The following is a 13,639-nucleotide window of genomic DNA, read 5'->3' on the forward strand; positions in this document are numbered from 1 at the left end:
ATCCGTCAGCTACTGATAGCCCGGAGGCATACGCCTCCGGCTTTTCCTGCCATCCCCCGACGCTGCATTGCAAGGTGGCTTTGAGAACCGTCGAACCATCTAACGCGTGCACGCGGGCGTTCCTGCTAATTTCGTGTTCCGGCGCCGCTCACGAACTTCTCGCGCGCCGCCGCGCAGAGGTTGAGGTTAGCGCGGCGCCGAACTGTGCTTGCGATACAAGCGCCGTCCAAACTTCGTCGTGTGTCGCTGCAAGTCCCGGCATGCGATGTGAATCCCGCATTTGTCCTCGATCAAGTGCGGAAGCAAAGGCTGCAACAAGATCGCCGGCGGTTGCGCCAGGATCTGACTTTCCCGACAAGCCAAGGAGGTGACATTGTGGGGGCAACTGACGATCAATCATCACGGGAAGCCGAAACCTGGAGACATGCCGCCGAGAGCTATGTCTTGGCGTCGAACCCGTGCGACCTCATTGAGCAGATTACCCTGCCGATCTCCCATCTCGCCCGGAGGGCCAGCGGGACCGAGGTGGAACGGACGCTAGTCTTCGACGAAGGCAAGGCAATTGTCCGGGGCTTCGAGGGCGGCATCCTGCTATGGGTCGGTGCTACCAATCTCGTCGTCCGCCAGGCTCTTCAGCTGCTGCTTGAGAGTGGTCTCTTTCTCGCCACGTCGGATAAGCGGCTAGTGATCTCTTGGCATCCAAGTATCGGCAAGCCCTTTGCGGCGATCGATGGGCTGCTGTCTGCAACGTGATGTACGCCAATGACGGACACACATCGGCTCTAAGAATTGCATCAGAGAGCTGAAGAGACTCAGCGCCAATTGACAGAGGCAACCACATCGCGAATATTCCCTTCTGAGTTGAGGGGATCATGGAAGTTCAACAATACTGTCGGCTCGCAGCGTTCTTCGCTGGGTTACTTGTCGCGCAATCGGCGCTTGCGGGTGGGGCTCACTCGCAGCGTCCCGATGAATCCGAGTTGCTCGATCCCACCTGTACGGCGGTGAACGAAGCCGACGTCAATACACGAAAGGGTTACGGCTACCGCGAACTGGTTCATCAGCCTTTTAAAGGCGGAAGCACGAAAGAATACATCGAGATCATTTATAGGGCTGCCAATGAGTTCCAAAGATATTCCGGCAGATCCACGTGGCAAAAATTCGACATTCCCGAGGTCAACCCGTATGACCAGCGATTCACATCGTGTACGTTCGTCGACAGCCACAATGGCTATCATTACTACGCCAACTGGAACAAACCTGGGTACCGCGCTTCAGCCGAAATCTGGTTGACGCGCGATCGAAACAAACTCGCTAAAGTCATTCGGCGTTACCCACCCGACCGGAAAGAATTTCCATTTTCGACAGTCATTTCGATATTTGACTATAACGCCAAGAAGGCGCAACGGCCCGATGACGCCTTAGTCGTTGCGCGTGAAATCCCGAAAAACGATCCCACCTGCGATGCTGTAAACGCAGCTTATGTAAAGACGCGCCAAAGCAGGGAATTCAACGTGAGCATCAACAAAGTGAAAGAAGACGGCTCCCTGGAGCCTTACGTCGAGGGGAGATTTACGGAGACTGAAGGCGTTAACATATATGCACACTCGAGGAGGCAGCAACGCTTCGACCGGAACAACTGGTCCACAGTTGATCAGCATGGGCCGAAATTTACCGATTGCACTTTCGTTGAAAGTACCAAAATCGGATCGGAGCCTGCGAAATACTACAACGCGAGATGGCATAGATTTCCCTACAGTGCCAATAGCGACATTTGGGTTTCCGATATAGATGGACGGATGATGAAGACCTTGCGCCGATACGATGATCCCTGGGAGTTCACATTTCAGAACGCGCTGGAGGTTTACAACTACGATCCGGCCAGTGCGGTCGCGCCTCCTGATTGACCACTTTCCAGCCGATCAAAGCCAATGTAGGGCTATGCTTAAGACCCGATACGAAAGGACCGAAGCATGTCCCATTTGGAAAAGATGAAGGGAAAGCGGTACATTTTCCAATTCTACGTCGACAAGGCCGAGGCGCGAGCCGGAAAGGCTACGGAAGATCGTGACTTCGAGCTGGCTGATCTTCTCGGCAGCCTCGGCAGCATTATTCGCGAGGACATCCAGGTACTCGACGATGAAATCGCCGACGAGGAGTATGAAGAGGACAACTAGGAACCTTCAACCGTCTCGAATGTTCGGCGGAATGGATCGTGCGGCCAAGATCTCCTGTATCCGTGCTTTAGCCCCTGCACGTGGCTGTGCGATCCGCCTAGCAGGGCCTCGATTCCTTTTCTGTTCATACTCGTGGCAAACTCCAAAAATAGTCCGCGTTTCATCTTCAAAATGAAAAAACAGCGTGCATAATCCCCTCTGGGTTGAGATTCTATTGAGGGCATTCATTGAAAACTCGATATGTGACGCTGGCTATTTTGCTGGCAGGAACTTCTTGCGCCAAACGTCCGGATGCAATTGTACCGGCCGACATTCCGATGGCGGCCTATACCGGCTCGCCTTGTCCGGTGCTCGCAACTGAGCTCGTGAAGGAACAGGAGAACCTTGCCGCGCTGTCGAAGGCACAGAACCAGGCCGCAACTGGTGATGCGGTAGGCGTATTTTTGATAGGCGTTCCTGCATCCAGCACATTCGGAGGCGACAAGGAAGGACAAGTTGCAGTTTCGAAGGGTAAGGTGCAGGCAATCCAGAACGCTATGCGCAGCAAGAATTGCACCGTGGGGTAAATGGGGTGGAAAGCTTTAGACCATTTCCGCCCGGATTCTTCTTCGGCACCAAGACAGCAAGCCTGCTGAGCCTTTGGCAGTTCATCGCACGCCGCCTAGTTGCGTTTGCCGTATTCGGGCTGCTGGCTAACGCTGCCTTGGCACAACAGAAGACTGCGCTCGACTGGACCCGGAAAGATGCGTTGGGCTTTGTTCCCGACGGCAGAATCCAAATGGGGATGACCAAGTTCGAGATAGAGAGCCTGATCGCTAAAAATTTCAACCGCTGGACCAAGACGGAATTGAGAATTCCGCTGGATCCAGCCGACACCGGTGAGGCGAAAGACCCAGCGACGTCCTTCGATCGGAGAATACGGCTGGAGTATAAGGTTCAAGTTGGCCGTCGAGATGATACAGAGCGCTACTACTTTTACTTCACTTCGCCGTTGTCAGATGGCCAGTTGTACTCAGTGAGTCGCGACGTAAGATTCGACGGCTATCTTCGACCGTCTTATGCAGTCTGGGCCCATTCATTGCTCGCACTCTGGGAAGACCCACCCGCCTTCATCTATGACGCCCCCGACGGAGTTAAAAAAATCAAATACTTCGCTGATCAACAGGGAGCCCTTGATGCAACCGGAACGGAATCCTGTCAGAAATCCAAACTAACCGATCTTAAAAAGCGAAGCGTTCGGGAACTATCGAATTTCGTGTCCGACGTTTTATCCGGCAATTGCCTTTACGAGATTACTGCCGAGGCGACCATGCTCGACGATGGCAGCCTTTCGCTTTCAGAGGTCAGCTTATTTCAAGCGGACCTTTTCGTGATTGATCTTATGAAAAGGAAGGCAGCATTCGAACATTAAATCTTCGAGTTCGCGGCCCCGAGCCGTTCGGCAGCCCGGTTGACCTTCGGCTGGCTTCGTTTGCCTTATGGGGCGTAAGCGTACTGTTGTTAATCGGCCCGATAATTCAACGGGTACCTGGGCCGCTTGAGAGACGATCTGCTCTTGCCTGAAATAGGAGAGCTGGCATGTCTCTTTTCGAATTACATCTGTTTACCGATGATGAGATTGAACTCGTAACGTCCGCAGTCGGCCGCTGGTCAGAGAGAAATCATATCGATGTCAAAAGTGAGCACGGCCACGCCACGCTGATACAGGCCATCGCCCACGTTAGCTCTGGCATGAAATCGCCGGAACCGTCGTACGCTTCCGAAAGCTCAGAAATGCCCTTGAGAAGAGTTGGCCTAGCGAATGCCATCGCGCTTTCGGTCCTCATGTTGTTTGCCTGAGCCTGATGGTTGCCGCCATTCGGCAAAAAGGTATGACGTGGTAGTACAAAGGACCAGAGCGACCGCCCAGAACAGTTGCGATTTTCGGGCGATCGGCACGGCTAATGTCCTAACCAGAACCCTGGAACCAATAGCGTGTCACGACATTCTCCTCCCCACAGGGAGATACCAAATGACGAACGATCCTAAAAATTCAAACCGTGATCCCAACCTTCGGACCACACCGGTTGATTATCGCCGCACGAATTGGGTCGCATGGATTGCAGCGGTAGGATTGATTGCGATTGGCGCTTTCGCTCTCACCCAGTGGTCTAGCGGACCCGACACCGATCCAGAGACGACAGCTTCGACCAGCAATTCCGAACCCGCGCTGGCTCCAGCAACCCCGGCCGCGCCGACAGACAATAATGCCGCGCCTGCTCCCGTCACGCCGCCTGCAGGAACGACGCAACAGTAAGATTGATTTTGCCGTGGTCGGGGCGCCGCTTTCGACGGGTAGCGACGCAAAATCCGCGTTATGGCCGCTGCAAGCGCCTTGAGCCCAAAGGACGATGGGACCATCGGCTTGCAGGCCAGACTTTTTCGCGCGCTAATGATCGAGACCGCGCCCACGACCATGTGTCTGCACTTGGCGCTCGGCCAGGATCTTCTGGCTGCTTTCGATCCGGACGGCCCGCTGCAAGACCTTGAGCGATGTCCGCATCGCATCAAATGCCTTTCGGTCGGCCGGCGGCACCATGTTGAGGGCGTCCTTCTCGTTGCGCCCGATTGCACCAGGCCCGAAGCGCGCATCGAGTGCCTTGTTCACCGCAGCGAACTCGTCGCGGACCTTCGGATCAAGCGCGCTGATCATTCCGGAAAGCGCCCGCGGGTCCTTTGCGACCGCTAAGGTGAGGCGCACGAGATCATCGCGGGCGCCCCTGATCAACCCCGGAATGGCTATCCCCATGCGTTGCCGTTCTTCGCCGAGCGTGCGGAGAGCCGCATCGAATGCATTCGCGTAAGCCGAAGCTAGGGCGGTCAGGCGAGTGGCAACCTCCGGAAGCACTTGCAGCGCATCCCTGCGCTCTCGCCCGGAAGCAAGGAGCCGGTCGATCACGCGGTCCGAACCGCGTAGCGCTCCGTAAGCTTGAGGATCGCCGGCGACGGCTGCAGCGATGCGATCCGCCACGATACCCTTTGTGATCAGCGCCTCGATCGTCGTCACCGCGCCGGCCGGATCACGCCAGATGCTGATCGCCGCTTCCGCAAAGGCTGCGCGGCGCTGCTGGTAATGCGGCGTCGACATGGCGGTTGCTTTCGCGTCCTCCTCGACCGGCGCCTTGAATTCTGTGACCGCGGCAAGGAGCGGCGGAGCGGCGGTTTTCTGCCTCTCCGGATCAAAGGCCGCAGCGGCGACAATCCGCGAGCGATCCTGGCGTTCGGCCTGATGCTGCGCGTCGGCAAACCGCTTCACAGCCGTAAAGAGCCTTACCAGCTCCTCGCGCTTATCTTGCCCCAAATCCTCCGGCATGCGCTCCATGGCGTTGCGCTCGACATGCTCATTCGCCTTATTGGTAAAGGCGCTCCGGCCGAAGCGAACCGTCAGCGCCTGGCTCACCGCCTTGATTTCCTGCACGACAGAACGATCCACCGCGGCGAACAAAAACGCAGTTTGATAAGCCTCCTCCCCACCCGCTAGCCGGATGGCCTCGATCTCACTGAGACGCGCATGGGCGGCCATTGATAGCGCCGGAACCGAAAACGACATATGCGTGCGGCGCGTCCGTTCGCGGGCGGCGAAGCGTTCGGCGCTCTTCTGGAACGCCGCAGTATGGGTGCGCACCAGTGGCTTTAATTCAGCAAGAGCGGCATTCGCGGCATTGCGCTCGTCACGCGCCGCCCGTCCATCGATTAAACGGTCCGAGCCGCGCAAACGTCCGAGCTGGGCCGGTGCACGCGTGATGTCGTCGGCAAGCCGGCGGGGCATGGCGTCAGCGTGTGAAGCCCGGTCGTTCAGCAAGGCAAGCGCCTCGCCCGGATCCACAAAGATCTTCCCAAGCTGCGCGCGAAGGATCGCTTGACGTTCCTGACAACCGGGTGAAACCAGTTGCGCCAGACGCGCATCCTCGTCCACCCCCCTTGAGAAAGACGTCACAGGTGCCAGAAGATACCGCATGTCCTCGACACTGGTCTGCTCGACGGATGCGGTCGGGACTCGGTCATCATAAGCGATGCGCCGTTCGCGCTCGATCGCAAAGCCTAGAGCGACGTTTGCCCGTTCCCACAGCACCGCCAGTTCCTTTCTCTTTCCGGCAAGTCGGGCCAGCTGCCGGGCAACGTCCTCTTCTATCCCGGCGGCGATCTCCGCGAGATGACTAATCCCGCGACGCCGCGCGAAATCACCCGCATAGGCCCAGTAGGCGGTCTCATCTTCGAAATCGAGCGTCGTAGTCTTGGCGCCGGAGCGCGACAATCGCTCGACGAGCTGATTGAACAGTTCGGGCCGATGGCTTTCGCGCTCGATGCGCTTCCGGCGGGCCGCAGCGGCTTCGACCTGTCCGACTGTCCAGACGTTGCGATCCACTTCCCTTTCCTCGAAACGCTTCTGTCCGGTTTCCGCGTCGATGACAGGAACCTGAACTTTGACTTTCTCAACCCCGTCCTTGCGCAGAGTGACCGTGTCCCCGACGTCGGCCCCACCCTCCCGTAGTGCCTTCGGCAGGCTCACGCCCCAAAGCCTATGCGTAACCCCGTCATCCGTTTTGACCTCGGCATAGGGGCTCGGATCGACGTCCTCTCCTTCGCGGAATTGTGCCTCCCCGACATCGACAAGTTCCCCAGTGACGCCGGCCGCATGATCGACCCGGCTCTTCCCGCCCCATTCCGGTTTTGCCTCGAAGTCCTCCTTGGCAGCGTAGAAATCGGCACGGTGGCGATGGCGGGTCATCGCCACATAGGTCAGATGCTGATCCATCATGCCGGTCGCAAGAACGAACGTCCAGTCGACCGTGGCACCCTGCGATTTATGGATCGTCGCGGCATAGCCGTGATCGATATTGCGGTAGCTGTCCTCACTGAAAATGACATCGCGGCCATTATCGAGGCACACCGAAAGCAATGTCCGGCCGCGTTTATCGGTCGTCGAAACAACCGTGCCCAGCATGCCGTTCTTGACATATTGGGCCTCGAGATGCTCGGCGCGCGGCTCGAAGAAGCGGGCGTTCTTGAGGAAGATGATGCGGTCGCCAATGGCAAACTCGCGCGCCCCGCGTTCGGTCTGGAAGGCACGACTGTCACGAAGCGCGCCCTCGGCCGTCATCACGGTCCTCAGCGCCTCGTTCAAACGCTTCACATCCAGGTTCGTATGAGCGAGAACGAGTAGTTCGTCGCCGCGCAAACGGCCCGGGCTTCCTTCATCGGCGGATTTCTGAAGCAGTTCGCGACGAGCATCGGTCCAGTCGGAAACGATGCGCCCGATGACTTCCTCCCGCGTCTCTACTTCGACAAAGTGGCCTCGCTCCACATAGGCGTCGAGACCCTGTTCGACGTCGCGGCGCGCAAACAGCCGGGACGCGTCGCGTGCCCATTGCTCGCTTTGGCGGCGCACGCCGGAAAGCTCGGCAAAGCCGATTCGCTCCGTGATTGCCCGAAAAGCAGCACCTGCCTGGATCGGCTGGAGCTGCATGGCGTCACCGACCAGGACGACTTTCGCGCCTGCCTCTTCCACAACCTTCAAGACGCGCGCCATTTGCTTCGACGACACCATGCCGGCTTCGTCGATCACCACCACGTCGCCGCGTCCAAGCTTGTCGCGGCCGTCGGCCCAGGCGAGCTCCCAGGATGCGAGCGTCCGCGACTTGATGCCGGAACTCTCTTCCAGACCTTCGGCAGCCTTTCCGGCAAGCGCAGCACCGATCACCCGGCGACCTTCGCTTGCCCAGGCGACGCGCGCGGCATCCAGAAGTGTGGACTTGCCGGCGCCAGCAAGCCCCACGACCGCGGCAAGGGCGCTGTCCCCTGTGACATGCCGGACGGCGTCCACCTGCTCCGCATCGAGCCGGAAGCGCCTTTCCGGATCACGCGTCTCGACGCTTCCGATCGCTGCGTTGATCCGCCGATCGGGGACGGCGTGCCCGCCGCGCTCTGCGAGAACCCGCGCCGACTGAGCCATGTCATATTCGATGCGCAGGATGTCGCGCGTGGTGAAGATTGCGGACTCTGCAGCTTTTCCCGTTTGCGGATCGAACAGCTGCGGCTTCAGCGTGACGAGATCGTTCGATGCCATCAGCCGCGCACGGATATTGGCGAAGTCAACCGGATCGTCGACATAGCGGTGGAGCGCCCGGGCGATATCGCGCTCATCAAAGGTCGAGCGCTCATTGGCAAGCTGCTTTAAGAGGAGTTCGGGATCTGCAAACAGGCGATCTGCCATTTCCTGCCGGCGGGCAAGTTCCGCCGGCGCGAAGAACATCTCCCTGCCCCTGCGTGCCAGTGCTGCTTTTTCCGGACCGAGATGCTTCTGTGCGATCCCGTCCAGCCCCTGTTCGGCATAGGAGCGGCCGTCGAGGCGGATCTCATGTCCGGCGAGCGCGAGATGCCGATTGGCCGCGTCCGCCCAGCCGATCTTCCACGCCTTCATTGTTTCCTTGTCGCCGGCCCAGATCCGATAGACAATCTTGCCCTTCGGCCGGTCCGGCGTGACGACGCGCAGCGGCTCACCGTCTGCTCCTGTTACCGCCACCTTCTTCGGCCCGAACCCCTCTTCCGTCAAAGGACGCAGCGTTGTCATCAGGTGGATGTGAGGATTGCCGTCCTTGTCGTGATAGACCCAGTCGGCAACCATTCCTTTTAAGGTAAGGTTGTTCCGGACGAACTCGCGCACTAGTGCGATGTTCTCGGTCCGCGTCAGTTCCTCCGGCAGAGCAATGATCAGCTCGCGGGCAAGCTGCGCGTCGGCCCGCTTCTCGAAGGCATCGACGGCGTTCCAGAGCACCTCGCTGGCGCCGGCGACCGGGCGTCCGTCGATCGCCTTGCGCAGCCACGCCGGCGTCGCATCCGGCAAGACCAGCTCCTCATGCACCAGCTCCGACAAACCGCCGCGATAGGTGAAGGACGTGCCAACCTGCTCGTCCGTCATTCTCGTACGATGGCGATAGGCTGCAGCCGAGACGATGCTGCGTCCCGCTCCCCTGCTGATCACCTGCGCTCTGACGAACATGATCGCCACCACCGTCTCCTGAATCCCGGGGCACGTCGCGCAAGCGACGTATATTGCGCCCTCAAACCGATCGGCCCGACCGGGCCGATGCCGCTTTTGCGTAACTCGTCTACCGGCGGGAATTCCGCTCCAGATTCTTGGGTTCTGCGCAATCTAGCCCATTTAACTAACTTGTTATAGTGTGTATAAATGCGAACATCATAATGACAGAACACAATGGAGCATCGTCAATGGCAGCAAAATTATCGATTTCCGAACTCGACGCGCAGATCGAGAAGCTGAAGGAACGCAGAAAATTTTTGATAGTAAAATCCGCCGAGCGGTTTGCGCGCGCCGCGACGAAGGCGGGCCTGGCGGAGATGGAGTTATCCGACGGAGAGCTCGATGGGATCGTCGCCGAGATCGCGGCACGATTTCGCAAAGAGGAGAGGAAGACGGCTAGTGGCGCATCTTCTCAAGCAGGTCGATCAGCAGATTGCGGACCTGGAACGCCGGCGCCGGTTTCACATGACGGCTGAGCGCAAGCGCAAGGCGCGGGAGAAATTTCTACTCGGCGGAATCGTCGTCAAGGCCGGGCTATCGAAGGCCGACCGGGCGTTCCTGCTCGGCGGCCTGCTCGAATTGGCCCGGATCGTTCCGGGCTCTTCGGAACATCAGCGGCTGCGCGACATCGGCGAAGTGGCGTTCAAGGCCACTTCGCTGGATGCTGTTTGGGAAAAAACGGAATGGCATTGAAGCATCGATTGCATCCGAGCCTTCTGCTTGTTCTCGTCCCTCTCGCCGTCACCGCCTTTGCCGTCTACGTGGTCGGCTGGCGATGGCAGGGATTGGCCGCCGGCATGTCAGGGAAGACGCAATACTGGTTCCTGCGGTCTACACCCGTGCCGGCACTTTTGCTCGGGCCGCTCGCAGGGCTTCTGACGGTCTGGCCCTTGCCGTTGCATCGACGCCGGCCGATCGCGATCGCAAGCCTTCTCGGCTTTCTCGTCGTTGCCGGCTTCTACGCCTTGCGGGAATATGGACGTCTTTCTCCCTCCGTTGAGCGCGGCATCATCACTGGGGACGAGGCGCTTTCTTATCTCGACGCTTTCGCCGTGTTTGGATCGTTTCTCGGCTTTCTGATCGTTGCGGTGTCGGCGCGCATCTCCGTCGTCGTCGCCGATCCGGTCAAACGCGCCAAGGGTGGAACCTTCGGCGACGCCGACTGGCTCTCGATGCATGCGGCCGCAAAGCTTTTCCCGCCGGATGGCGAAATCGTCGTCGGCGAGCGTTATCGCGTCGACCGCGAGCTCGTGCATAAGCTTTCCTTTGACCCGAATGATCGTTCGACGTGGGGACAAGGCGGCAGGGCACCGCTCCTGACCTACAAGCAGGATTTCGACTCCACGCATATGCTGTTCTTCGCCGGTTCCGGCGGGTTCAAGACAACCAGCAATGTCGTGCCGACGGCGCTTCGGTATGCCGGTCCGCTCATCTGCCTCGACCCGTCGACAGAAGTTGCGCCGATGGTGGTCGAGTACCGCAGGCATGTTCTCGGCCGTGACGTAATCGTGCTCGATCCTGCCGATCCGGCAACCGGCTTCGACGTCCTCGACGGCATTGAAACGTCGACCCGCAAGGAAGAGGACATCGTCGGCATCGCACATATGCTGTTGTCGGAAAGCGCACGTTTCGAATCGTCAAGTGGCGCCTACTTCCAGAACCAGGCGCACAATCTGCTGACCGGCCTGCTTGCGCATGTCATGCTCTCGCCAGAATATGCCGGAAGGCGAACTCTGCGCAGTTTGCGCCAGATCGTTTCCGAGCCGGAGCCATCGGTGCTCGCCATGCTGCGCGACGTTCAGGAGAACTCAGCGTCCGCCTTCATCCGCGAAACCCTCGGCGTTTTCACCAACATGACGGAGCAGACCTTTTCCGGCGTCTACTCGACGGCCTCGAAGGACACGCAGTGGCTGTCGCTCGCCAGTTACGCTGGTCTCGTCTGCGGCAACGCCTTCAGATCCAGCGATATCGTCTCTGGCAAGAAGGATGTGTTCCTCAACATCCCGGCTGCCATCCTGCGCTCGTATCCGGGTATCGGAAGGGTGATCATCGGCTCGCTGATCAAGGCCATGGAGCAGGCCGATGGCGCATTCGACCGCCGCACATTGTTCATGCTCGATGAGGTCGACCTGCTCGGCTACATGCGCGTGCTGGAAGAAGCGCGCGACCGTGGCCGCAAATACGGAATCTCGCTGATGCTCATGTACCAATCGGTTGGACAGTTGGAACGACACTTCGGCAAGGACGGAGCGACCTCATGGATCGACGGTTGCGCGTTTGCCTCCTATGCCGCAGTCAAGGCACTCGACACGGCGCGTAGCGTCTCGGCCCAATGCGGGGAAATGACCGTCGAGGTAAAGGGCCGGTCGCGCAATGTCGGCTGGAGCAGTTCTACCACGGGATCTCGCCAATCGGAGAGCGTAAATTTTCAGCGAAGGCCGCTGATCATGCCGCACGAGATCACTCAGTCGATGCGAAAGGATGAACAGATCGTTATCGTCCAAGGCCAAAGTCCGATCCGCTGCGGGCGAGCGATCTATTTTCGGCGCAAGGACATGAACGAGGCGGCCAAGGCCAACCGCTTCGTCAAAACCAACCTCTGATCGGTAAGCGATATCGTCAGATGCCCAAGGACTGCTTGCGATGCGTCTTGCTTCTGACTTTGAGGCTCCGAGTGCTCCCGCCACGGAGCCGACCATGTGAAGCGGAAGAAAGTCAGGGAACCGTTGCGACGCGGTCTACCGAGATTCGCGGTCCTATATGGCAAATTCAACCAATGGCGGTTTTGCGTCTAGGCTTGGACGGTATAAGCGGGAGGCTTTGATTGCTCGCTCATCCCCATTGGGCCGGGAATGCCGAAAAAGACTGACAGCTCTTCGCAGATTGTCGGCGAGCGCCGTCGAGCTAAACTCGCCCCCGACGCCTTTCCCCGGCGCATCAGGTACGCGCCCTGGTTCATCCATGCTTTATGTCGTGCCGAAGGGATGCTCGACACTCTCGCTGTCCCCAGGGCGTCTTGGGGGATACCCGAATGCACCAGACGCCGGACAGCGGGACAGAATGCAGGTCGCCAGAGGCTGGCGCTGCAGGTTGCTCGAGAGATTTCGAGGATCGTCGTGCGCGCCAGTGCTAGCAATCTGTTCGACCGAACCGCCGCTCGGATCCCAAAAGAAATCGCGCCCGGAATCGGCTTGCCTCGTCCGTCGACGCGGTTCTACGGCTCCACTCTTTTGGGCCGCCCGCGGCCGAGAGCGCCGTCAGCGCGGGCCTGCAAATAGGCGTAAATGTCGTCGATATAAGGAGCGAAATTGGGATCATTGGCGAACCCTTTCATGGCCGAGCTCCCGCTCGTGCTCTGGCCATCGCGAACGACACGCCTGAACGTCTCGATATCGAGCGGCCGGTTAACGAGAGAGGATGCGAAAGTCGAGCCGACTCCATCGGGGCCGTGGCAATGGTTGCAGCCGGCATGATAACGCCGGTAACCGTTGTAGGTCCGCGCATCGGCCTTCCCATCGACCACTTTGTAGAACTTGTCGGCGGCCGCGTCTTCCTGCGAGGATCGCCCCGAACCCACCGCGACGCCACAGGCGACGACAGCGAACAGTAGCAGGCGCTGCAATGGACGCATCTCCCTATGCCTCAAAGGCGCTTAGCGGCGCGATCGGCCGCGTCATCCGATAGCGAGTTCGTGCGAACCAAATCGAGCCCTAACTGTGTCACAAGCCCGCTGCCGCAAAAGCCGAGCCAACTTCGTGTGCTTTGAAAGTCACTTTCTCGCACGTAAAGTTGACTCGGCTCTCTCCCCGACCAGCCCTGCGGGATTGATGGTCCGTTGGCTCGCCCGGCGAGTCCAGATGGGCAGGGCCGGAATCAGGATTTCGGACCGGCCAAAAGGATCACTCCTCGATTATGGCGCTGGTCGACACGTTATCGATCAGAGTCACGCTGGGCTCCTGCACAAGAAGGACCTCGCCATGGCGTAAGATCTCGAAGTCGGCGGACGGCTGGCCGACGGCTCGAGGGACGGAAATCATTAGCCGCTGCCCCGGTCCGAGTGTGGAGACGAATCGGATCGGCTGTGCTTCTTCTCCGGACGCCATGGTCGCAACCACCCGGTAGCCGCCGTCTTTCTCCACCGTGTAATAGACCGCACCATTGAAGCGGTCGAGATGAATACTGTAGCCGTTCTCTGGCGGCAGTTCCGAGGCCGAGGCGACGCCTGTCGTGGCGAGTAAGGCAATTGCAAATGCGGTAGAACGTCTGGTCATCGCTATCCCTCCTCCGCGAGCGATCCTGCCTGGGCATTCTCTTCCCATGGCGGAGTTCAGCCTATGCGCGATGCAGCTCGGGCACATCGGTACCGTCACCCAATTTCCCG

Annotated in this window: 13 protein-coding genes; 10 read left to right on the forward strand and 3 right to left on the reverse strand. The window is 59.1% G+C overall.

What is annotated here, in order from left to right:
* Nucleotides 1-375 precede the first annotated feature (375 nt).
* The 7 genes from QA644_RS14465 to QA644_RS14495 all read left to right on the forward strand — a co-directional run bounded on the left by QA644_RS14465 (nucleotide 376) and on the right by QA644_RS14495 (nucleotide 4,473).
* Nucleotides 376-753 carry a hypothetical protein gene (locus tag QA644_RS14465; RefSeq protein WP_283069161.1) on the forward strand — a complete coding sequence of 126 codons (378 nt, stop codon included), beginning with the start codon at nucleotides 376-378 and terminating at the stop codon, nucleotides 751-753.
* A gap of 119 nt (nucleotides 754-872) precedes the next feature.
* Nucleotides 873-1,907: a hypothetical protein gene (locus QA644_RS14470; RefSeq protein ID WP_283069162.1), complete on the forward strand. Its 1,035-nt coding sequence runs from the start codon at nucleotides 873-875 to the stop codon at nucleotides 1,905-1,907.
* Nucleotides 1,908-1,973: 66 nt separating this feature from the next.
* Nucleotides 1,974-2,177 (forward strand): hypothetical protein, encoded by a 204-nt coding sequence (locus tag QA644_RS14475; protein ID WP_283069163.1) that lies wholly within the window; start codon nucleotides 1,974-1,976, stop codon nucleotides 2,175-2,177.
* A gap of 227 nt (nucleotides 2,178-2,404) precedes the next feature.
* Complete coding sequence (locus QA644_RS14480) at nucleotides 2,405-2,743, forward strand: hypothetical protein (protein WP_283069164.1); 339 nt, start codon at nucleotides 2,405-2,407, stop codon at nucleotides 2,741-2,743.
* A 5-nt stretch (nucleotides 2,744-2,748) separates the two neighbouring features.
* Nucleotides 2,749-3,588 (forward strand): hypothetical protein, encoded by an 840-nt coding sequence (locus QA644_RS14485; RefSeq protein WP_283069165.1) that lies wholly within the window; start codon nucleotides 2,749-2,751, stop codon nucleotides 3,586-3,588.
* A gap of 167 nt (nucleotides 3,589-3,755) precedes the next feature.
* The gene (locus QA644_RS14490; RefSeq protein WP_283069167.1) at nucleotides 3,756-4,016 is read left to right on the forward strand and encodes a hypothetical protein; all 261 of its coding nucleotides are present in this window, start codon (nucleotides 3,756-3,758) and stop codon (nucleotides 4,014-4,016) included.
* 172 nt (nucleotides 4,017-4,188) lie between these two features.
* Complete coding sequence (locus tag QA644_RS14495; protein WP_283069168.1) at nucleotides 4,189-4,473, forward strand: hypothetical protein; 285 nt, start codon at nucleotides 4,189-4,191, stop codon at nucleotides 4,471-4,473.
* Nucleotides 4,474-4,605: 132 nt separating this feature from the next.
* On the opposite strand, the gene traA is transcribed toward QA644_RS14495, so the two are convergent.
* Nucleotides 4,606-9,225, reverse strand: coding sequence for a Ti-type conjugative transfer relaxase TraA (gene traA / locus QA644_RS14500; protein ID WP_283069170.1), 4,620 nt, complete (start codon nucleotides 9,223-9,225; stop codon nucleotides 4,606-4,608).
* A 221-nt stretch (nucleotides 9,226-9,446) separates the two neighbouring features.
* Between traA and QA644_RS14505 the strand changes: the two genes are divergently transcribed.
* Genes QA644_RS14505 through traG form a run of 3 tightly spaced genes read left to right on the forward strand, consistent with a single transcriptional unit; the run spans nucleotide 9,447 to nucleotide 11,861 of the window.
* Nucleotides 9,447-9,734 carry a TraC family protein gene (locus QA644_RS14505; protein WP_283072388.1) on the forward strand — a complete coding sequence of 96 codons (288 nt, stop codon included), beginning with the start codon at nucleotides 9,447-9,449 and terminating at the stop codon, nucleotides 9,732-9,734.
* Nucleotides 9,724-9,951 carry a conjugal transfer protein TraD gene (locus tag QA644_RS14510; protein ID WP_283069171.1) on the forward strand — a complete coding sequence of 76 codons (228 nt, stop codon included), beginning with the start codon at nucleotides 9,724-9,726 and terminating at the stop codon, nucleotides 9,949-9,951. Before QA644_RS14505 ends, QA644_RS14510 begins: the two co-directional genes overlap by 11 nt.
* Nucleotides 9,942-11,861, forward strand: coding sequence for a Ti-type conjugative transfer system protein TraG (gene traG, locus QA644_RS14515; protein ID WP_283069172.1), 1,920 nt, complete (start codon nucleotides 9,942-9,944; stop codon nucleotides 11,859-11,861). The genes QA644_RS14510 and traG overlap by 10 nt, the downstream gene beginning before the upstream one ends.
* A gap of 611 nt (nucleotides 11,862-12,472) precedes the next feature.
* On the opposite strand, the gene QA644_RS14520 is transcribed toward traG, so the two are convergent.
* Together QA644_RS14520 and QA644_RS14525 are read right to left on the reverse strand one after the other, a co-directional pair.
* On the reverse strand, nucleotides 12,473-12,889 hold the full coding sequence (locus tag QA644_RS14520) for a c-type cytochrome (protein ID WP_239597503.1): 417 nt from the start codon (nucleotides 12,887-12,889) through the stop codon (nucleotides 12,473-12,475).
* Nucleotides 12,890-13,157: 268 nt separating this feature from the next.
* A complete protein-coding gene (locus QA644_RS14525) occupies nucleotides 13,158-13,529 on the reverse strand; it encodes a hypothetical protein (protein WP_283069173.1) in 372 nt (123 codons plus the stop codon).
* Between the last annotated feature and the right edge of the window lie 110 nt (nucleotides 13,530-13,639).

The sequence above is a fragment of the Rhizobium sp. CC1099 genome, from assembly GCF_029714385.1.
Taxonomy (GTDB): Bacteria; Pseudomonadota; Alphaproteobacteria; order Rhizobiales; family Rhizobiaceae; genus Rhizobium.